Source organism: Sphingomonas sp. H160509, from assembly GCF_024124765.2.
Classification (GTDB): Bacteria; Pseudomonadota; Alphaproteobacteria; order Sphingomonadales; family Sphingomonadaceae; genus Sphingomonas.
In genome coordinates, this window is record NZ_JAMXSR020000002.1 from 3,210,402 (window position 1) to 3,230,798 (window position 20,397).

Sequence of the window (20,397 nt, forward strand, 5' to 3'; positions counted from 1 at the left end):
ATGCGCTCGATGCGCTTGCCGCGGAGGGATCCGGCGTTCGCCGCGCTGATCGAGGCGGAGTATGTCCGGGAAGACGACGGCCAGGTGAACGGGCTGTTCGTCAAGAATCTCGAAAACGTCCAGGGCGACGAGCGCGACATTATCCTGCTGAGCATCTGCTACGCGCCCGATCGCGCTGGGCGGATGGCGATGAACTTCCGCCCGATCAACCAGCGCGGCGGCGAAAAGCGCCTCAACGTCATCTTCAGCCGCGCGCGGCATCACATGGCGATCGTGTCCACCATCCGCGCCGAGGCGATCACGAACACGCACAACGATGGCGCGCGTGCGCTCCGGACGTTCCTGTCGTTCGCCGAAGCGCAGGCGCGGGGCGACGGACCGCACGGCCGGGCCATTCTCGCCACGCTCAATCCCGAAGCGCAGCGCGTCTTTTCCCGTGCGCCGGCACCGGACCCACTGCGCGATGCCCTTGCCGCGGCGCTGCGCGCGCGTGGCCATGTCGTCCAGGAATATGTCGGCAGCGCCACCTTCCGCTGCGATCTCGCGATCGTCGCGCCGGACGGCAGGAGCCACGCGCTCGCCATCCTGCTCGATGGAGACGCCGGCGATGCGATCGCCGATCGCTACGTGTTCCAGCCGACGATCCTGCGGCGCTTCGGCTGGCGGGTGATCGATATTCCATCGCATGCGTGGCTCCGCCAACCCGAGGCGGTGATAGCGCAGATCGAGGCCGCGTTGCGCGGCGACGAGAACGCCGTCGATGACGATCCGTTCGAGCCGGGGTCGGCGTTGCCGCTACCCGTCATACCCGTACCGTCCCCTGTCCCGGAAGCGCCTGCGGCAGAGACGTCGGTGGAGGGCTTCACCACGTTCGAGTTCACGCAAGGGTCGTCCGACAAGTTCTGGAAGATCGCGGTAAACGGCACCGAAGTCACCGTCGTCTATGGTCGTCGCGGCACCAAGGGCAGTTCGGTCGTCAAGAACTACGAGACGCCCGAACGCGCCGCCCGGGAAGCAAACAAGCTGACGCTGGAAAAGACACGCAAGGGGGTATGTCGAGACCTCTTGAGGGAGGTCTTCTGCCTGATGCTGTTTGAACCGGGCCGTCACGGCTAGCGCAATGTTGCTGCAATACACCAGGACCATATCGGAGGTTGATGCGCGATCTTCTGGTGGGAACGCGTAGAGCGGCGGTTCGGCGTCGCGGCCCGTCTTCATAAGGTCCCTTGGTGAGAATCCTGATCGTCGAAGACGAAGTCGAATTCGCTGCGGCATTGTGTCGTTCTCTCACCCGAGAACGCTTTGTCGTCGATCACGTCGATCGGTTGACGATGGCCCGGGAGGCGGCGCGGTCGGTGGCCTATGATCTGGTCCTGCTGGACAGGACCCTGCCGGACGGCGACGGGCTCTCGCTGGTCCCGTCGCTGCGAGTTAGCAATCCCGGACTTTCCATCATCGTGCTGAGTGCGCGCGGGGAAATATCGGACCGCGTTGCCGGACTGGACGAGGGCGCCGACGATTATCTCATCAAGCCGTTCGCACTCGAGGAAATGTTCGCCCGCATTCGCGCGGTCAGGCGTCGCCCCGCGGACTTGGCCGTCGAGGAAATTCGCGTCGGCACGCTCGTCTTCGATGTCGCCAACGACGAGGCCGTCGTTGCAGGCGTCAGGCTCGACCTCGTCCGGCGCGAACTTCGCGTACTTGCGACCTTGGTCAAGCGTCGCGGCAGAACGGTGCTGCGGGAGTCGCTCGAGCACGCGGTGTACGGGTTCGATGACGAGGAAAAGGCGAAAAAGGACGTGTGCCTGATCCGCCACGATAAGCCTCTTCCGTCGGCCATTGGTGATCGCCACAGCGTGTCACCAATGGCCGACGGGTAGTTGCACGAGGATCAGAAGCCGGCGTTGATGCCGAACAAGACCTTCGATGTCGTCAGACCATTTCCATAGTCGATCTTGTTATATTCGGCCCGCAAGAACAGTCCGGAATACACGGCCGTCTCGATGCCGCCGCCAAACAGGAAGCCATTCTCGGTACCTTTGGCTTTCACGTCGCTGGTCGTGACGGCGCGAAAATCGGTCTTTTCGCGAACCCGGAGCAAACTATAGCCGACGCGGCCGTACAGCAGTATCTGTGGTTCGACGAGTAATCCTGCACGGCTCGAAACATCGAGCGACCAGCGCGGTTTCAGCGTGTAGACGCCCAATGCCTCGTCGGCCGAGAGATTGGTATCGCTGCGTCCAATCGCAACTTCGGACCCTATGACGAAGCTTTGGCCCACTTGGTTATCGTAGCCTAAATGCAGGCTATACCCAACGTCGTCTTTCCTGCGATCGATGACAGAGGATAGGAGTGGCAGGTCATAGTGAACCGTTGTTCGTCTCCAGTCGGTATCAGCACCGATCTTGAAGCCGCTGAATGTCGGCTCAGCAGGCGTGTCCTGGGACTCCATCTGTGTTGGTTCCGGTGCGTGCTGCTGGACTTCAGCCACGGCAGGCAGGGGCATCACCGCGCATATGCTCGTGACTAGGTATGTGATCTTCATCGAACGCCTTCCATTTGGTCTGGATCAGACCGCACGAAGACTTTGTCCGCCGAGAATTGCGCAGGCATTGTGCGTTGGCCCGGCGCACGAGTGCGGACGGTACTTACACGCTGGAACGCAGCAGTGACGTCGTGCCAGTGTCGGGAACGGGCGCAGTTCGGCGTCTACCGCGATCTCTTCGTCGCCGAGCCCTACCTCATCCCGCAACTCGGCGACTAGATTGCGAGCAGAGCTATCCCGATGATGTCTGCGTTCGCGCCGTCGGAGCATCCGAACCTTCTAGTCTCGCCGTCCAGCCGCCGAAGCGGGCATAGAGCGTCGGCAGGACGAACAGCGTCAGCAGCGTGGCCGAGATCAGGCCGCCGATCACTACGGTTGCGAGCGGTTTCTGCACTTCGGCGCCAGCTCCATGTCCCAGGGCCATCGGTACGAAGCCGAGGCTGGCGACGAGCGCGGTCATCGCGACTGGCCGCAGTCGCGCCAACGCGCCGTCGTGCGCGGCGCGTGCTCTGTCCATGCCGCGTGCCATCAGGTCGTGGATCGACGAAACCATCACCAGCCCGTTGAGCACGGCAATCCCCGACAACGCGATGAAGCCGACGGCGGCCGAAACGGAGAACGGCATGCCTCGGACCAGAAGCGCGAGCACGCCGCCGACCAGCGCGAGCGGCACGCCGGTGAACACGATCGCCGCATCCCGAACCGAGCCGAGCGCGCCGTAGAGCAGCAGCATGATGACCGCGAAGCAGACCGGCACGACGAGCGTCAGGCGGTCGCGCGCGGAGGCGAGGTTCTCGAACTGCCCGCCCCATTCGACATAGGTGCCGGGCGGCATCGTCACCTGCGCGTCGATCGCGGCGCGCGCGTCGGCCACGACGCCGGCGACGTCGCGGTCGCGGACGTTGGCCTGGACGACCACGCGTCGCTTGCCGTTCTCTCGGCTGATCTGGTTGGGGCCGTCGACGACCGCAATGTCGGCGACGGTCGACAGCGGCACGAACCCGCCGGCCGACGTCGGGACGGGGATTTGCGCCACCTGGGTCAAGTCCGATCGCGACGCTTCGGACAGGCGGATCACGACCGGGAAACGCCGATCGCCCTCGAAGATCATGCCGGCCTCGCGCCCGCCGATCGCGGCGGCCACGGTGTCCTGCACGTCGCCCGCGGTGACGCCGATCCGCGACATCGCCATGCGGTTCGGGCGGATGTCGAGCATCGGCAGGCCTTCGGTCTGCTCGACGCGGACGTCGACCGCGCCCCGTGTCTTGCGCAGGACCTCGGCGATGCGGCCGGCGGCGGCGTTCATGCCGCCGAAGTCGTCGCCGAAGATTTTCACCGCGATGTCGCCGCGGACGCCGGCGATCAGTTCGTTGAAGCGCATCTGGATCGGCTGCGTGATTTCGTACGCGTTGCCGGGTAGCGTCGAGAGTTGTTGCTCCATCCGCGCGACGAGCGCTTCCTTGGCGAGACTCGGGTCGGGCCATTCCGCCTTGGGCTTCAGGATGACGAAGGTGTCGGTGGCGTTCGGCGGCATCGGATCGCTCGCGATCTCGGACGTGCCGGTGCGCGAGAAGGCGAAGCGGACTTCGGGTTGGCGCGCGAGCAGCTTCTCGACCTGAAACTGCATCGCCTGGCTCTGGTCGACCGAGGTGCCGGGGATGCGGATCGCCTGGACTAGGATGTTGCCTTCGTCGAGTTGCGGCAGGAATTCCTGCCCGAGCGTGGTGAAGGCGACGCCCGCCAGCGCCAGCGCGCTGACGGCGATGCCCAGCGTGATGCTCGGGCGGCGCATTGCCTTGCCGAGACCCGGTTCGTAGCGCCGACGCAGCCAGCCGATGATCCGGCTCTCTTTCTCGTCGACGCGTCGGCTGAGCGCGATCGCGATCGCCGCGGGGACGAACGTCATCGACAGGACGAACGCGAAGACGAGCGCGATGATGACGGTGAGCGCCATCGGCTCGAACATCTTGCCCTCGACGCCGGTGAAGGTGAGCAACGGCGCGTAGACGAGAATGATGATCGCCTGGCCGTATACCGAAGGGCGGATCATCTCGCGCGCCGATGCCGCGACCAGGTCGAGCCTTTGTCGCAGAGGCAGTGGCTCGCTGCGGCCATGCTGCGCGTCACTCAGGCGGCGCAGCGCGTTCTCGACGATGATGACCGCACCGTCGACGATCAGCCCGAAGTCGAGCGCGCCGAGACTCATCAGGTTCGCGGACACGCCGGCCTTCAGCATGCCGATGCTTGTCAGCAGCATGGTGATCGGGATCACCAGCGCGGCGATCAGCGCGGCGCGGAAATTGCCGAGCAGTACGAACAGCACGACGATGACCAGCACCGCGCCTTCGGTCAGATTGCGGGCGACGGTCGCGATCGTCGAATTGACGAGTTCGGTGCGGTTGAGCACCGGCTTCACCACGACGTCGACGGGCAGCGCGCGGCCGATCTCTTGTAGCCGCGTGCCGACGCCGGTCGAAACGGTGCGGCTGTTCTCGCCGATCCGCATGACTGCGGTGCCGACGACGACCTCGTGGCCGTTCTCCGACGCCGAGCCCATCCGCAATGCCTGGCCCGTGCGGACGGTGGCGATCTGGCTGAGCAGGATCGGCACACTTTCACGCGTCGCGACGACGGTGCGCGCGAGCTCGTCGGCGTTGCGGATCCGGCCGTCGGCGCGGACTGCGAGACCTTCACCGTTACGGTCGGCGATGCCGGCGCCTGCGCTGGTGTTGTTGCGTTCGAGCGCGGTGGCGAGGTCCTGGAGCGTGATCTTCATTGCCGCCATACGCTGGATTTCGGGGACGACGAGATACTGCTTGGTATAGCCGCCGAGGCTGTCGACCCCCCGCAAGGCCCGCGCTGCTCTTCAGCTGCGGCGTGACGATCCAGTCCTGCACGGTGCGCAGATAGGTCGCCTTGTCGGGTTCGCTGACGAGGTGATCGCCCTCGGGCGTGATGTAGCTGCCGTCCTTTTGCAAGCCGGGCTCGCCGTTGCGGTGACGGACCTGATCGAGCTCGCGGTATTCGACGGTCCACATGAAGATGTCGCCGAGCCCGGTAGCGATCGGCCCCATCTTGGGCACCACGTCGTCCGGCAGGTCCTCTTCGGCGGTCCGCAGCCGCTCTGCCACCTGCGACCGCGCAAAGTAGATGTCGGTCTTCTCGTCGAACACCGCAGTGACCTGCGCGAAGCCGTTGCGGCTCAAGGACCGCGTGTAGTCGAGGCCGGGGATGCCGGCGAGCGCGGTCTCGACGGTGAAGGCGACCTGTTTCTCGATCTGGTCGGGCGACAGCGCGGGCGCGCGGACGTTGATCTGGACCTGATTGTTGGTGATGTCGGGGACGGCGTCGATCGGCAGCCGCTGGATGGCGAACATTCCGGCGAGCGCGGCGGCGAGCGTGAGCAGGAGGACGAGCCAGCGCTTCTCGACGGCGAGCGTTACGACACGAGCGAGTGGGGGAGGAAGCGGGCATGGCCTAGTCCTCGTCCTTCGCCGCGCTCTTGCCGAGTTCGGCCTTGAGCGTGAACGAGTTGGTCGAGGCGATGCGCTCCTCGCCCGTCAGGCCGGCTGTCACTGTGACGGCGCCCCCATTGGTGCGTCCGAGCGTCACCGGCGTTGCACGGAACCCGCTCGCGGTGCGGACGAAGACGTGTGGCCGGTCGCCGATCATCTGCACGGCGGCCGAGGGCACGGCGACGCTGCGGTCCCCGCTCGCCGGGAGCAGCACCGACACGCCGACATTCTCGCCGACGCGCCAGAGGCCGCCCGCATTGTCGATCGTGGCGATCACGGGGACGAGGCGCGTGGTTTCGTCGAGGATCGGCGAGACGAAGGTGACGCGGCCGTCCTGGCGGCGGCCGGCGGACGTGACTTCCACGCGTGCACCCGGCCTTACGCGACCGGCATCCGCAGGAACGAGCGACATCGTCACCGACACCTTGGCGAGGTTGGCGACGCGGAAAAGTTCGGCATCCGTGGCGATCTGTTGGCCGAGCGTGGCGGACCGGGCGATGACCTGACCGGCGATCGGCGCGCGTACCGCGATCCGGTTCATTGCGCCGCCTCCGCCACCCGTGGCCGAAAGCTGTTGCCGCGCGAGACGGAGCGCGATGCTCGCTTCCGTTGCGGCGGTCCGAGCTGCGACGAGGTCCTGCTCAGGTGACACGCGTTCGGCGAACAATCGTTGTTCGCGGCGTAGGTTCGACCGGGCGAGCGCTGAGCGTGCACCGGCCGCCTCGACCTCGGCGTTGAGCGACGCTGCCTCGCGGCTCTCGATGATCGCCAGCGTCTCGCCGCGGCCGATCGACTGGCCGAGGTTGCGGGTGAGCGAGACCAGCCGGCCGCCGATCGGCGCGGCCACGACCTGGACGCCCTGTGGATCGCCCTCGATCGTCGCGGGCAGTTCGATCGCGCCGGCGACGCCGCCGACGGTCGGGCGCGTGACCTCGATACCGGCGTCGGCGATCTGCTGTGCCGACAGGGTCGCGACCGTGGGATCGCCGGAAGCCTTCTCGGGGTCTTCGTTCGCCACCGCGTTGGCAGCGGGTGCCGTGTCGGGGGAGGGGCCACAGCCTGCGAATGCCAAGGCGGCAGCGGCGGGCGCGATCGTGCGCAAAATCGTGCGGTTCATCGGTCGGTGTCCTTGGCAATCGGCGCTTCGGCAGTCAGCCGTTCGAGGCGCGCGCGTGCGTCGTGATAGGCGGCAAGCGCGTCGATCGCGGCCGTCCGTGTGTCGAGAAGCGTCCGCTCCGCGTCGAGCAGGTCGAGCTGCCCGAACTTGCCTTCGCGGTAGCCGATACGCGCGATCCGCGCGGCTTCCACGGCGGCGGTTAGGGCTGGCCCGGTTGCGTTGCGCGCTGTGGTCGCGGCGTTTGCCGCCTCGGCCTGCGTGGTGGCAATGTCCTGCTCGGCATCGAGCAACGCCACGCGACGCAGCGCGTCCGACTGGTCGCGTTGCGCGTCTGCGACCGCAACCGCCGATCGGCCGCCGTTGAAGACGATCAGCGGGATCGAGACGCCGAACACCGCTGCGGTATCGTTGGTCTGTTCGAGACGCCGTGCGCTAGCGCTGAGCGTCAGGTCCGGCACCCGCTGGCTTTGCGCGAGCCGCACCTGCGCGGTCGCGGTGTCGAGGTCCGCGCGGGCTGCGGCGGTGATGAGTGTGCCCGTCGAACGGGATGGTCGGACGGGGCCGAGCGCGTCCACTAGCTGGAACCAGGAATCATCGAGCGCGCCGACCGGCATTCCAATAAGCCGGGCAAGGTTCGTCCCGGCGACGGCGGCTGAACGGTTCGCACGTTCCAAAGCGCCCTCGGCGGCGAGGCGCGCAACGTCTGCGCGCTGTTCCTCCAGTGGTGAGGCGCGCCCCGCCTGCAGCCGCACCTTGGCGGCGTGGAGCACTTCGGCGGCAATCCCGACCTGATCGCGCGCGACCGCTACACGACGTTGCGCGGTTACCCCGACGACATACGCCTGCGTGACCCGCAGTCGGAGGTCGGCGCGCGCGATCGCTGCTGCGATACCTGCGCGGCCGATCTGCGCGTCGGCGAGTGCCATCCGCGCCTGCCGCTTGCCGCCGCGTTCCAGGGGCAACGCCAACCCCAGCGTCGTTTCGGACGAGCGCAGGCCCCGATAGATCCCGGACCCTGCGACGTTCTCGGTCTCGGCGACGATCGACGGGTTCGGCCGAAGCGCAGCGACCCGGCGCTGCGCTTCGGCCGCGCGAACGCCGGCGGATGCGGCATCCTGGAAGGGCGACGACGCGCCGGCGCGGCCAAGCGCGTCGGCGAGCGTAAGGACCGGTTCCGCCAAAATCGGCGGACGGGTCTGGGCCTGCAGCGACGATGCGCAAGCGCCTGCGGCCACGATGGCCGCGAAAATACGATGCATGGGAATGCTCCTGACGAAGTAGACGCGGGCGCGCATCGCGCACCCGATCGACGTGTCAGGTCCGGGGCGGTCTCAGCGCGGTGTCGGCGTTCCGCCCGACCAGCGCCGCGCCGTCGGAGGACGCGAGCGTGGCGCCGGTTGGACCGGTTATGCCGTCCAATGCGTCGGAGTCCGGCGCGCTCATATGGTGCGCGTGGCAACTGCCGTGATGATGCGGATAGCCCTTGTCGGCATCGGCCGCGACCTGATCGCCATCGCTATCGATATGCAAAGCAGCTTCGTACTGGCTGGTCTCGATGCAACCGCCAACCTCGGCCGCATGCGCCACCCCGACCCATGTGGTCAGTACGAGCATCAGACAGGCAAGGAAGGGCAGGAGCCTACGCATCGCCGACCGAATAGCAGATGCCTGCGCCGCTGTAACGGGCGTCGTGGTGAAGCGGTGGCGGAGCAGGCGTTACGCCTGGACACGAGATGCGTGGCATAGTTGCTGCAGATTTCGAATTCGGCTCTTCTGGTGCCGTGATGGGTATCGACGAGACCCATCTCGCCAAATTCCGGTCGAAGCATCGACACCGGCCGCGTGCATTGGCGGCGTACGCCGGATTTCCCGTGAACGAGCCCCGGCGATGCGGTAGCGCGGCTGGGCAGCTCTATCGGGATACCGCGCCATGATCATCTCCAGCGACGAATTCGTCGACCTGCCCTCGGCCGATGGCGGCGTGATGCGGGTTCATGTGTTTCGCCCGGCGATCGAGGGGCGGTTTCCCGGGGTTTTGCTGTTCTCGGAAATCTATCAGGTGACGGCGCCGATCCGGCGACTGGCGGCGTATATCGCGGGGCACGGCTACTGTGTCGCGGTCCCCGAGGTGTATCACGAGTATGAAGCGCCCGGGACCGTGCTGGCGTACGACACCGCCGGTACGGATCGCGGCAACGCGCTGAAGATCGCCAAGCCGGTTGCGGCGTTCGATGCCGATGCGACCGCCGGGCTGGATTTTCTCGCCGGGCACGCGGCCTGCACGGGACGGCTCGCGACGGTGGGCGTGTGCCTGGGCGGGCATCTGGCGTACCGTGCCGCGCTAGATCCGCGCGTGCTGGCGGCGGCATGCTTCTATCCGACCGATATCCATGCGGGATCGCTGGGGCTCGGCAAGGATGACGACAGCCTCGCGCGGATGGCGGACCTGAAGGCCGAAACGCTGTTCGTCTTCGGTCGCGCCGATCCGCATGTGCCGTTTGCCGGCCGGGCACTCATCCGTGCGCGCTTGGAAGAGGTCGGTGCGCGCTATGAATGGCATGAGGTCAACGCCGCGCACGCGTTCCTGCGCGACGAGGGACCACGGTACGACGCGGCGCTGTTCGCGCAGGCGACCGGCTGGATGTTCGCATTGTTCCAGCGGGTTCTGTCTGCCTCCTACTGAGGGTCCAGCGCCTTGTGTACCGGTAGCGATCGCGTGTTTTGCTATTGAAAGACGGCTGTCTGACGGGTGTGCCCCGGTTGGACTGAGCCGTTCTCCGCGACGCTTCGTCCGTAAACCGTCGATGGAGCGATTTATGAATTTGCGACACGATGACGATGCGCGTTCGGCGGTCGTACCACGACTTAACCCGCTGAAAAGTCGCTGAAGACTGTCCAAGGCCTCGAACCGGTAGAGCCGACCCCGTAATATTGGCCTAACCGAACCATCTTGACTCGTCGACCAATAGCGTTGAGATAGCGCTATCAACGGACCCGCATAGACGGGCGTGACGAGGAATGGGGATGGCTTTTAACGCTATTGATGTCGCATGCCCGTCGGCCAGTTGGTCGAGCCGGTGGAGTACGTCGCGCAGTACCTAGCGCCTGACGCCTGACTTTCTTCAAGCCTTCATAACAACGAGACGCTTCCTGCCGCCAGTCGGACAGCGAGGTTCCAAGAGGATCCTGAACATGACGCCTTTCAAAATGGCCCCTCGTCTTACGCGCGCTGCGCTATTGTGCGCGACGACGATGGTAGCGCTGTCGGCGACCGTCGCGGCGGCGCAGACCATTCCGCCGACGCAGGACCCAGCACCAGCCGCGTCGCAAGGTACCGCGCCCGCCACCACCGGGCCGACCGCGCCTGCCGCATCGCCAGCAGCGGCCCTGCCGGACTCCGACCAGACCCCCCGGCACGATCGATGCGGCCGATAGCGGCGACATCGTCGTCACCGGCTATCGTTCGAGCCTGGCCAAGTCGACGAACGCGAAGCGCGCAGCGACCGGCTTCACGGATTCGATCTTCGCCGAGGACATCGGCAAGTTCCCCGACACCAACATCGCCGAATCCTTCAACCGGATCCCCGGCATCACCATCACGCGCGACGTGACCGGCGAAGGTACGAACGTCGCGATCCGTGGCCTCGGATCGAACTTCACGAACGTCACGCTCAACGGCGCGACGATCGCGGTGGCGTCGTCGGGCGCGACCGATGCGCAGGGCACCGATCGCTCGGTCGATCTCAGCTTCTTCCCGACCGACCTGTTCACCAAGCTGACGGTCAACAAGAGCTATACCGCGGACCTGCTCGAAGGTGGTGCGGCGGGTAACATCGACCTCCGTTCGGCGCGGCCGTTCGATCGCGCGACCTCGTTCCTGGCGTATAACGTGCAGGGTACGAAGCAGTCGCCCGAGGACCGGATCGGTGCTCGCGGCTCGCTGATCGGCAGCTGGCGCGGTGACAAGGTCGGTATCCTCGCAGGCGTGTCCGCCCAGCGCCTGTTCACCGACACGCGCGGGTTCGAGACGATTGGCTATACCAATCCAGCGCTGACGACGCCCAACGGCATCGCCGGTACGACCAACGGCGTGCAGAACACGCCAACCGCTGCACAAACACTTGCTGCCCAGTGCCGTGCCAACAATGCGAGCTGCAACGGCACCGGCGGGGGCAACTGGACCATCCCCGGGTTGGTCCCGGCCGGCGCTGGCGCCGGGTTGGTCGCTGGCACGGTGATTAATCAGGATTTCCTGCTCGCGAACAACCCAGGTGCGACGATCCAACAGATTGACAACGCGTTGCTGCCGCGGCTCGGGCGTTCGACCAGCATTCGCGGTCCGCGTGACCGTATCAACGCGATTCTCAGTGCGGAATGGCAGCCGTCCGATACGCTGCATTTCTACGTGGATGGCCTGTACGGCTACAAGAAGAACGACCTGACGCGCGAGAACATGGCGTGGATCGTCCGCAACGGCGCGATTATCCCGACCAACCTGACGTTCGACAAGGCCGACTGTACGATCGGCTGCGTCGTCACCGGCGGGACGTTCGCCAACGCGCAGTTCTTCAACGAATTCCGTCCTTACACCGAGACGACGAAGCTTTTCAGCATCAACCCCGGTGGCGAGTGGGAAATCTCCGACACGCTTAAGCTAAACCTGCAGGGCAATTACGCACGCTCGACCTTCCACCGCGAGAATCCATCGGTTGGCCTGACGACGCCGCTGGGTGTCGGCAACACCGTGACCTATTCTAACGATGGTAGCGGCATCCCGACGATCCAGAGCGCGCTGGACCTGAACGATCCGGCGAACTTCGGCTGGAACCCCGGCAGCCGCGTCAACATCTCCGACGAACGCCGGCTCAACAAGAGCAAGGGCGCGCGCGGCGACTTGACCTGGGGCAAGCCGGCCCTCAACCTGAAGATCGGTGGCGCGTTCGACGACGTGTCGCGCCGGATCAGCAGCAACGACAACAGCCAGGCCTACCAGAACGCGGTTTGCGGCAATAATCCCAGCGTGTTCGTCGCCTCGCCGAATTCGCAGCCGCCCTGCGAAGGCCTGAATGCGCCGGGCGTGATCCCAGCCGGCTACCCGACCTATCCGGGCTTCGGCACCGGATCGACCGCGGGCATGACCGGCCCGGTAACCTATGGTGGCTCGCTCGTTCCCAACTCGGCGGCCCCAAGCTACCTGACACCAGGGCCGGCCGGTTTCGTGACGGTCGACTGGCCGAAGTTCGCGGCTGCGACCAACTATGACTTCTACCACGACAATTCGCCGGAAAGCGGTGCGTCCACCACGGGCGCAAGCGGCGGCGGCATTCGCGAAGTGGTGAAGTCCGCGTTCGCCACGGTGAACGGCGAGCAGGACCTTGGCGGCAACATGCTGCGGTTCAACGTCGGCGTGCGCTACGTCAACACAATCCAGACGATCACGGGTCGCGTGTCTTTGCCCGATCCCCGCAATACGACCGCGACCGGCGTCGCGTTGCCGGACGGTAGCCGCTATCCGAACCTCGTCAGCATCGTGTCGACGCGCAACGTTTATTCGAAGTGGCTGCCCGCAGCGACCTTCGCCTACGACGTCAGCGAGCATGCGGTAGTCCGCGTCGCCGGGTCGCGTACCATGACGCGTCCCGATCCGTCGGCGCAGCTGCCGGGCGTGAACTTCGGCGCGCCATCGGCGGATCAGGCGTCGATCGGCAACCCGGCGCTCGAGCCGTACATGTCGACGAACATCGATCTGGGCTTCGAATATTATACCGGCCGCGAAGGCGTGGTCAGCTTCAATGCGTTCCGCAAGTCGATCAAGGGCTTCACGAACACCGCGATCAGCACGGTTCCGTTCTCGAACCTGTCGCAATACGGGATCACCTACGACACGCTGAACCCGACGCAGCAGATCGCGATCAACTCGCGCGGCGGCCCCGGCACCGCGCAGGTCCAGGTCACGTCACAGGTCAACGTGGCGGACAAGCTGACCATCAACGGGCTCGAATTCCAGTGGGTCCAGCCACTCGACTTCCTGACCAAAAATATCGGCATCACCGGGTTCGGCTTCAACGCCAATGCGACGGTCGTCGATCAGACCAGCAAGGGTGCGGCAACCGCGTTCGGCGTGGCGCCGTTTACCTACAACATCACGGGCTATTACGAAAAGCACGGCGTGATGCTGCGGGTGTCGACCACCTCGCGCGAGGGCTCGCAGAACAGCGGTGCGGCGCAGAACGGCATTCCGGCAGCGGCATTGTTCGGTACGGATTATACGACGTATGACTTCTCGTCGTCGTTCGACTTGGACAAGATCTTCGGTCTTGCCGGGGCGCCACAGTTGACGGTCAACGTCGCGAACTTCACGAATGCGACGTTGCGGTCGTACTTCCAATTCGAGAATGCGACCTTCACGCAGTACAAGCCGGGCCGGCAGTTCCTGGTCGGGCTGCGCGGCACCTTCTAGTCGGTGCGCGCGAGCGAGGCGGTCTCGATGGGATCGCCTCGCTCTATCTTTCTTGCGTTCCGCATTGGTTTCGCTCGAATAATTGGGTCATGCCCGTTCCACTCGACACGCTGCCGTACTAGTATGAATACGCAGACATTAGATTGGTAAGTCCAGTGGCAAAGCCCGCCTCCCAGAACGCGCTGTTCGCGGTCGGAAAATACGACGCTCCCGCAAACGACCGCTTGTACCAGCGGCTGGCGCGGCGGCTGTTCGAGGAACTGGTCGCCGGCACCTATGCGATCGGCGATCGGCTGCCCGCCGAACGCGAGCTGGCGATCGACTACGGCGCCAGTCGCCCGGCTGTGCGAGAAGCCCTCATCGCGCTGGAGGTGCAGGGTTTTATCGAAGTCCGTGTCGGCTCCGGGGCGTATGTCTGCCGGCTGCCGGGGCAGGGCGAGGAGCCGGGTTTCGCGATCACCGCGTTCGAACTGACCGAAGCGCGGATCATGTTCGAGGGTGAGGCGGCAGCGCTCGCAGCCGTCCAGATCACCGATGCCGAGATCGACCTGCTCGACGGACTGGTCGAGGCGATGACAACCGAGAATTTGCTGACCGAAGTCACCGAGATTGCCGATCGCGATTTCCACATGGCAATCGCCAAGGCGACGCGAAATTCGGGCGTGGTTCGGACGATCGAGGATTTGTGGCATTTGCGCTCGACCTCGCCCGAATGCGCGCTTCTCCATGCCAAAGCGCGCAACGCCAAGGTGCGGCCGGTCGTCGCCGAACATGCTGCAATCGTTGATGCTCTGCGCGCGCGCGACGCGGCGGCGGCGCGTGGCGCGATGCGCGCGCACCTGACGTCGGTGATGGACCACCTCCTGTTCCAGACCGAAGAGATGGCAATGGAACAGGCTCGACTGGCGCTTGCGACGACTCGCCAGCGTTACGGCGGCGTCCCGAACAATTGATCCATATGGTGACCAAGCGCATATAGGTTGTCAGACCAATTTGATCGTTGCTATCGACAGTGAGAGCATGTGGCTGCACCGCCATGGGAAAACGGGGATGAGCGGCCGATGAAGATGACCCAGACCATGCGCTGGTTTGGCCCGAACGACCCGGTGCCGCTCGACGCCATCCGCCAGGCCGGCGCGACCGGGATCGTCACGGCACTACACGAGGTCGCCAATGGCGACGTGTGGACCGCGGACGCCATCGCCGCGCGTCGCGTGATGATCGAGGACGCCGGGCTCGATTGGAAAGTGGTCGAGAGTCTGCCCGTCGTCGAGGATCTGAAGCGACGCTCGGGCGATTGGGATCGATTGATCAAGGCCTATGTCGCCAGCCTGCGGAATTTGGCGGGGCAGGGCATCGAGGTCGTGACCTATAATTTCATGCCGTTGCTCGACTGGACGCGGACCGACCTGAGCTGGACGTTGCCGGACGGCGCGCGCGCGCTGCGGTTCGAACTGCATGCGCTCGCCGCCTACGACATCCATATCCTGCGCCGCCCGGGCGCCGAGCGGGATTACGCAGCCGATGTCGTCGCCATCGCCGCCGAGCGGTTCGCGGCGATGGATGATACCGCGCGCGCGACGCTGGAGCGGACGATCATCGCCGGGCTGCCGGGTAGCGAGGAGAGCTTCAGTTCGCCGCAGCTGCTCGAACAGATCGAGACCTATGCCGACATCGACGCAGCGCGCCTGCGTGCGAACCATGTCGCGTTCCTGGAGGCGGTGTGTCCGGTCGCCGAGGCCGAGGGCATCCGGCTGGTTGTGCACCCCGACGATCCACCGTTCCCGATCTTCGGCTTGCCGCGCGTGGTCAGCACCGAGGCGGACGTCAGCGCGCTGTTCGCCGCCGTGCCATCCGCCGCCAATGGGCTGTGTTTCTGCAGCGGATCGTTCGGCGTGCGTGCGGACAACGACCTGCCGGGGATGGTCCGGCGGCTCGGCGAGCGCATCGGCTTCGTGCATCTGCGATCGGTGCAGCGTGAACCCGGTGGCGCGTTTCACGAGGCGGCGCATCTGGAAGGCGATGCCAACATGCCCGCGATCGTGACCGAGCTGGTCGCGTTGCAGGCACGCACCGGGCGGTCGCTGCCGATGCGGCCCGACCATGGGCACCAGATGGTGGACGACCTGACCAAGCGCACCAACCCCGGCTATTCGCTGATCGGGCGACTGCGTGGGCTGGCGGAACTGCGCGGACTGGAAACGGGTATCGCGCATGGCCGGGGCGCCGCGTAGGAACCGAGCCTACCGCGTCATCGCCAGCTGCGTATCGTCGAGCGCCAGGTCCACCAGCTTGCGCATCGCCGCGTTGGCGGCCGCTGGGTCGCTCGCGGCGATCGCCTCGTACACGCGGACGTGATCGGGGATCGGGTTGCGCGGCAGCGACCGGGTGCGCTGCTTGAACTGTGTCGTCCAGCTTACTGCCGCGCCGATGCTCGCGCTCAGCACGACAAGCGCGTCGTTGCGGGTCGCCTGCAATACCGCATTGTGAAACTCGCGGTCCGCGGCACGGCCGGCTTCGGTGGCCAGCGTGTGGCGACGCATCGAGGCGAGCGACTCCTTCATCACGGCAAGGTCGGCACGGTCGCGTCGCTCGGCGGCCAGCGCGGCAGCGGCAGGCTCGACGATCGCGCGCAGCTCGAACAGGCCGCGGACGAAGTCGATTTCGGGTTCGCCCGCAAAAGCCCAGGCGAGCACGTCGGGATCGAGCAGGTTCCAGCGACTGCGCGGCAACACGCGGGTGCCGGTTTTGGGTCGACTTTCGACCAATCCCTTTGCCATCAGCACCTGGACCGCCTCGCGGTAGGCGCTGCGCGACACGTCCAGCGCCTCCGAAAACGCGACTTCGCCCGACAAGGTGTCGCCCGGCAGATACTCGCCCGACAGGATCGCGGTGCCCAGCTTGTGTGCGATCGCGCCGTGCAGCCGCCGTCCCGTACCGCGTGGCGGGCGTGGCGTCGTCGCGTTTTCCGACGGTATCGCCGCGTCGGATGCGATTGGCGTATCGGACGACGGGCTCGTCTGATCGGGATTGAAGTTCGTCATTGGTAAGCTCCCATCGCCAGGGTGATAGCCGCGTGACAATCGCGAGACGATAAGAGATTTTCTGTCCTGGGACCCAAAAGGCGCGGATTCGGGCCGAAATCATGCATCGCGGCATAGTGCGACACGCGTGGGCGGCCGCGATCATTAGGGCTGCTTGTCCTGCGGCCGGACGCCGCTGTGATCGATCACGCTGCGTGCGGCGGCTGGCCAGGCATCGCCCTCGACCTTGATATTGTCGACCGACCGGTTGTTCAGATAGTCGGTCCACGATCCCTGGAGCCGGCCGGAATTATACCAGTTGCCGATCGCCAGATTGTCCAGCGCGGTGCGCTTCGGCGCGATGAAATCCTGCGAGTTGAGGTTCAGCCAGACGCCGCCGACGCGGTCGATCACGTTGTTGCGGACCGTGACGTAGCGCGATCCCTCGTCGAGGTAGACGGCGATCCCGCCTGCGCCCGCGACGTCCGCAATGTAGTTGTCGGCGATCAGCGCGCCCGGATCGGCGGAGAGATGATAGATCGCGCCGCCATCGGGAAACCACTGCTTGACCTTGGTCACGCGGTTGCCGACGACGACCGTGTCGCGCAGCGTCGTCGGCGTATCGTAGACCAGATTGCCCGGCTGGTCGTAATAGCCGCGCTGCTGCCGCCAATATTCCGCGCTGCCGCCGGGGTCGTTCGTGCCCCATCCCCAGCCGATGTCGATCCCGTCATACGGCGCGTCCGACACGTCGTTGTTCGCAATCACCGTCCCCGACGCATAGGTGACGAGGATCGCCGACTGCTCCTTGTAATCGCGCGATACGCCGGCGATCCGGTTGTCGCGGATCAGGATGTCGCGCAGGCCCATTTCGGGGCGCGAGGGATGGTGCGCGTCGGGTCGGATGCCGCCGACCATGATCGCACCGCCGGCGAGGTCGCTGAAGCTGTTGCGCGTCACCTCGATCGCCGCCGCGCCAAGCCCGACGCCGCCGTCGTTCGCGTCGGCATTGTTCCCAATGCCGAGCGCGACCTGCCCGAGTTGCGAGAACTGGTCGTCGTCGAACACGATACGGGTCGCGGCGGCCACTTGCACGGCGGCGGGCTGCTGGTTCCAGCGGTTGCGCATCGCCTCGAACGCGGGGCATCCCCAGCTGCAATCGCGGATCGGATCGGCGGGATAGCCGGTCAATTCGCCCGCCAGATAGGCACCGCTCTGCTGGCTCGCATAGCCTTGCGGGCCCGACGGCTGCAGCCAGCTGGTGTGGCGAAATGCGAGGTGGCGGAACTGAAGGTCGCGGACCGGTCGATCATAGCTGCCGCCGATCGAGACGAGCCGTTCGAGTATCGGCATCACGACTTTGGCGCGGCGCATGTCCTCGCCCGGCAACGGCTTGTAATAGAGCAGCCCCGCCTTGGGATCGACATACCATTGGCCAGGCTCGCGCAGGAAGGCGAGCGCATTGACCAGGAACAGGCGCGCGACCTCGGCCGAGACCGGCCGGGCGATCGTGTCGTAGCCGATCAGGTTATTGCGCCAGCCCGGCTGTTGCATGACGATGCGCGCGCCTTCGATCGATCCCGCTGCGACCGATCCGCCTTCGATGCGGTCCACGACGGCGTGGCGGTGCGTGAACCAGCTCATGCCCTCGATCTCGATACGGCGCTGGTCGGGGGAGAGAGGCGAGTTCGCGCCACGCCGGGTCCTTGATGTCGAGGCCCCAGGTCTGGAACGTGACGGCGGAACGCGGAATCTCGATGCGGGCACGGCTGGCGAGCCGGTCGTTCACCGTCAGTTGCCGCGGGTCGGCGCCCTTCGGCACGGCGGCGGACCAGATGCCCTTCGCGCGATCGGCGAGCCGCCACCCGTCGATCGGCATGCCGCCCGACAGGATCGGACGCGTGCCGGGCTCGCCTTCCCAGCGGACGGTGAAGCCGTTCTGACCGCCATCATCGGCGGTGAAGCGGAGCGGTGCGGTCAGCCGATAGGTGCCAGGCGCGATCCGCACGGTGACGTCGTGATCCGGGTTGAGACGTCGCACAGCGGCTTGCGCACGCGCGGGCGTCGCGAACGGGTGCGCGGTCGATCCGTCGCCTGCGTCCGATCCGTTCGGCGAGAGGTGGAGCACGACCGGCACGGGGGCGGGGCGGTTTGGAATGACGATGTGATGGCGCGCAGGCGCGGCAGGCGGCGCGATCACGGGAAAGGTCGGTTGTGGCGGAAGCTGCGCCAGCGCGGGGGATGGCTGAGCTGCAAACCCCGTCGCCATCAGCACCATCGTCGATACCGCACGTGTCAGGGTCGGCATCACGTCTCTCCCGGTCGGTCACAATGCCGCGAGCGCGGGCAGCCGACGCGCATCTCCGCGCTGTCGGGACATGCCCGATCCCACGCCGGAGCGCAGGATCGGGCGGTCGTTAATTACAGGACGCGGTTGATGAGGTTCTCGATCCGCTCCTGCTGGCCCGAGACCGGCTTGGGATCGATGCGGCGCTCGATCGCGAGGTCGGCGATGCCGGCGAGGTCGAGCCCGCCGATCGCGCCACCGAACTCACCGTCCCAGCCGGCATAGCGCTTGGTCTTGATCGCATCGATGCGGCCGTCTTCGATCAGCTTGGCCGCATTGAGCAGCCCCCTTGGCGACGACGTCGATCGCGCCGACATGACCGTAGAACAGGTCAGCCGGGTCCATGCTCTGGCGCCGCACCTTGGCGTCGAAGTTGAAGCCGCCGGTGGTGAACCCGCCGGCGCGGATGATCTCGAGATTGGCGAGCGTCAGTTCCTCGACCGAGTTCGGGAATTGATCGGTATCCCAGCCGTTCTGCGGATCGCCGCGATTGGCGTCGATCGAGCCGAAGATGCCGAGCGCCGCGGCGGTCGCGATCTCATGCTCGAACGTGTGGCTGGCGAGCGTCGCGTGGTTCGCCTCGATGTTGACCTTGACCTCGTTCTCCAGGCCATAGCGCTTGAGGAAGCCGTACACCGTCGCGGTGTCGAAGTCGTACTGGTGCTTGGTCGGCTCGAACGGCTTCGGCTCGATCAGGATCGTGCCGGTGAAGCCAATCTTGTGCTTGTGCTCGACGACCAGGCTCAGGAAGCGGCCGAAATTGTCGAGCTCGCGCTTCATGTCGGTGTTGAGCAGCGTCTCGTAACCCTCGCGACCGCCCCACAGCACGTAGTTCTGGCCACCGAGACGGTGCGTCGCCTCGAGCGCATCGCGGACCTGCATCGCGCCGAACGCGAACACTTCCGGATCGGGGTTGGTCGCGCCGCCGGCCGCGAAGCGCGGGTGGCTGAACAGGTTGGCGGTGCCCCAGAGCAGCTTGCGGCCCGATGCGGCCTGGAGCTGTTCGAGATGGTCGACGGCCTCGGCGAAGAACTTCCGATGCTCGGTGATGTTGGCGGCGTCGGCCATCACGTCGACGTCGTGGAAGCAGTAATAGGGCACGTCGAGCGTCTTGAAGAACTCGAACGCGACCTCGCGCTTCATCGCTGCGGCGGCGCTGTCGTTGGCGCCGCGGTGCCACGGGCGATCGAACGTGCCGCCGCCGAACACGTCGGAGCCGGGCCAGCAGAAAGTGTGCCAGAAGCACGCGGCGAAGCGGAGGTGATCCTCCATGCGCTTGCCAAGGACCATCTTGTCCTTGTCGTAGAAGCGGTACGCCAGCTCGTTGGTGCTGTCGGGGCCCTCATATTTGATCTGGGGGATATCGGCGAAGAAGTCGGACATCAAAGCT

Annotated in this window: 15 protein-coding genes and 2 pseudogenes; 8 read left to right on the top strand and 9 right to left on the bottom strand. The window is 65.8% G+C overall.

The annotated features are described in order from the left end of the window. Together NHF48_RS17565 and NHF48_RS17570 are read left to right on the top strand one after the other, a co-directional pair. Positions 1-1,116: a WGR domain-containing protein gene (locus tag NHF48_RS17565; protein ID WP_253071823.1), complete on the top strand. Its 1,116-nt coding sequence runs from the start codon at positions 1-3 to the stop codon at positions 1,114-1,116. A gap of 113 nt (positions 1,117-1,229) precedes the next feature. Continuing rightward, positions 1,230-1,880: a response regulator transcription factor gene (locus tag NHF48_RS17570; protein ID WP_253071824.1), complete on the top strand. Its 651-nt coding sequence runs from the start codon at positions 1,230-1,232 to the stop codon at positions 1,878-1,880. Positions 1,881-1,891: 11 nt separating this feature from the next. Here the strand turns inward: NHF48_RS17570 and NHF48_RS17575 are convergent, their stop codons facing one another. Then, on the bottom strand, positions 1,892-2,545 hold the full coding sequence (locus NHF48_RS17575; protein ID WP_253071825.1) for an outer membrane protein: 654 nt from the start codon (positions 2,543-2,545) through the stop codon (positions 1,892-1,894). A 90-nt stretch (positions 2,546-2,635) separates the two neighbouring features. On the opposite strand from NHF48_RS17575, the gene NHF48_RS17580 reads away from it, so the two are divergent. Beyond that, positions 2,636-2,764: a hypothetical protein gene (locus NHF48_RS17580; protein WP_263816920.1), complete on the top strand. Its 129-nt coding sequence runs from the start codon at positions 2,636-2,638 to the stop codon at positions 2,762-2,764. Positions 2,765-2,777: 13 nt separating this feature from the next. On the opposite strand, the pseudogene NHF48_RS17585 reads toward NHF48_RS17580, so the two are convergent. The 4 genes and pseudogenes from NHF48_RS17585 to NHF48_RS17600 form a co-directional block, all read right to left on the bottom strand. Beyond that, a pseudogene (locus tag NHF48_RS17585) lies at positions 2,778-5,952 on the bottom strand (efflux RND transporter permease subunit). A gap of 70 nt (positions 5,953-6,022) precedes the next feature. Continuing rightward, complete coding sequence (locus tag NHF48_RS17590) at positions 6,023-7,177, bottom strand: efflux RND transporter periplasmic adaptor subunit (RefSeq protein WP_253071826.1); 1,155 nt, start codon at positions 7,175-7,177, stop codon at positions 6,023-6,025. Continuing rightward, positions 7,174-8,436 carry a TolC family protein gene (locus NHF48_RS17595; RefSeq protein WP_253071827.1) on the bottom strand — a complete coding sequence of 421 codons (1,263 nt, stop codon included), beginning with the start codon at positions 8,434-8,436 and terminating at the stop codon, positions 7,174-7,176. The genes NHF48_RS17590 and NHF48_RS17595 overlap by 4 nt, the downstream gene beginning before the upstream one ends. Before the next feature lie 55 nt (positions 8,437-8,491). Continuing rightward, positions 8,492-8,791 (bottom strand): hypothetical protein, encoded by a 300-nt coding sequence (locus tag NHF48_RS17600; protein ID WP_263816921.1) that lies wholly within the window; start codon positions 8,789-8,791, stop codon positions 8,492-8,494. Between the two features lie 316 nt (positions 8,792-9,107). Between NHF48_RS17600 and NHF48_RS17605 the strand changes: the two genes are divergently transcribed. From NHF48_RS17605 to uxuA, 5 genes are all read left to right on the top strand, one after another. Then, positions 9,108-9,860, top strand: coding sequence for a dienelactone hydrolase family protein (locus NHF48_RS17605; RefSeq protein ID WP_253071829.1), 753 nt, complete (start codon positions 9,108-9,110; stop codon positions 9,858-9,860). A 509-nt stretch (positions 9,861-10,369) separates the two neighbouring features. Beyond that, entirely contained in the window at positions 10,370-10,612 is a 243-nt protein-coding gene (locus NHF48_RS17610) for a hypothetical protein (RefSeq protein ID WP_253071830.1), read from the top strand. Positions 10,613-10,646: 34 nt separating this feature from the next. Further along, a complete protein-coding gene (locus NHF48_RS17615; RefSeq protein ID WP_253072472.1) occupies positions 10,647-13,637 on the top strand; it encodes a TonB-dependent receptor in 2,991 nt (996 codons plus the stop codon). Positions 13,638-13,792: 155 nt separating this feature from the next. After that, positions 13,793-14,590, top strand: coding sequence for a FadR/GntR family transcriptional regulator (locus NHF48_RS17620; RefSeq protein WP_446741174.1), 798 nt, complete (start codon positions 13,793-13,795; stop codon positions 14,588-14,590). Positions 14,591-14,698: 108 nt separating this feature from the next. After that, positions 14,699-15,871: a mannonate dehydratase gene (uxuA, locus tag NHF48_RS17625; protein WP_253071831.1), complete on the top strand. Its 1,173-nt coding sequence runs from the start codon at positions 14,699-14,701 to the stop codon at positions 15,869-15,871. 9 nt (positions 15,872-15,880) lie between these two features. Here the strand turns inward: uxuA and NHF48_RS17630 are convergent, their stop codons facing one another. The 4 genes and pseudogenes from NHF48_RS17630 to xylA form a co-directional block, all read right to left on the bottom strand. After that, positions 15,881-16,681 (bottom strand): FadR/GntR family transcriptional regulator, encoded by an 801-nt coding sequence (locus tag NHF48_RS17630; RefSeq protein WP_253071832.1) that lies wholly within the window; start codon positions 16,679-16,681, stop codon positions 15,881-15,883. Between the two features lie 144 nt (positions 16,682-16,825). Beyond that, a complete protein-coding gene (locus NHF48_RS17635; RefSeq protein WP_253071833.1) occupies positions 16,826-18,304 on the bottom strand; it encodes a right-handed parallel beta-helix repeat-containing protein in 1,479 nt (492 codons plus the stop codon). Beyond that, a complete protein-coding gene (locus NHF48_RS17640; protein WP_253071834.1) occupies positions 18,189-18,968 on the bottom strand; it encodes a hypothetical protein in 780 nt (259 codons plus the stop codon). The genes NHF48_RS17635 and NHF48_RS17640 overlap by 116 nt, the downstream gene beginning before the upstream one ends. A gap of 113 nt (positions 18,969-19,081) precedes the next feature. After that, positions 19,082-20,393: pseudogene (gene xylA, locus NHF48_RS17645) on the bottom strand (xylose isomerase). Between the last annotated feature and the right edge of the window lie 4 nt (positions 20,394-20,397).

Coding starts and splice junctions, on each gene's coding strand:
- NHF48_RS17565 (WP_253071823.1), top strand. CDS start 1: ATGCGCTCGATGCGCTTGCCGCGGAGGGATCCGGCGTTCGCCGCGCTG.
- NHF48_RS17575 (WP_253071825.1), bottom strand. CDS start 2,545: ATGAAGATCACATACCTAGTCACGAGCATATGCGCGGTGATGCCCCTG.
- NHF48_RS17590 (WP_253071826.1), bottom strand. CDS start 7,177: ATGAACCGCACGATTTTGCGCACGATCGCGCCCGCCGCTGCCGCCTTG.
- NHF48_RS17595 (WP_253071827.1), bottom strand. CDS start 8,436: ATGCATCGTATTTTCGCGGCCATCGTGGCCGCAGGCGCTTGCGCATCG.
- NHF48_RS17600 (WP_263816921.1), bottom strand. CDS start 8,791: ATGCTCGTACTGACCACATGGGTCGGGGTGGCGCATGCGGCCGAGGTT.
- NHF48_RS17605 (WP_253071829.1), top strand. CDS start 9,108: ATGATCATCTCCAGCGACGAATTCGTCGACCTGCCCTCGGCCGATGGC.
- NHF48_RS17610 (WP_253071830.1), top strand. CDS start 10,370: ATGACGCCTTTCAAAATGGCCCCTCGTCTTACGCGCGCTGCGCTATTG.
- uxuA (WP_253071831.1), top strand. CDS start 14,699: ATGAAGATGACCCAGACCATGCGCTGGTTTGGCCCGAACGACCCGGTG.
- NHF48_RS17630 (WP_253071832.1), bottom strand. CDS start 16,681: ATGACGAACTTCAATCCCGATCAGACGAGCCCGTCGTCCGATACGCCA.
- NHF48_RS17635 (WP_253071833.1), bottom strand. CDS start 18,304: ATGAGCTGGTTCACGCACCGCCACGCCGTCGTGGACCGCATCGAAGGC.
- NHF48_RS17640 (WP_253071834.1), bottom strand. CDS start 18,968: ATGCCGACCCTGACACGTGCGGTATCGACGATGGTGCTGATGGCGACG.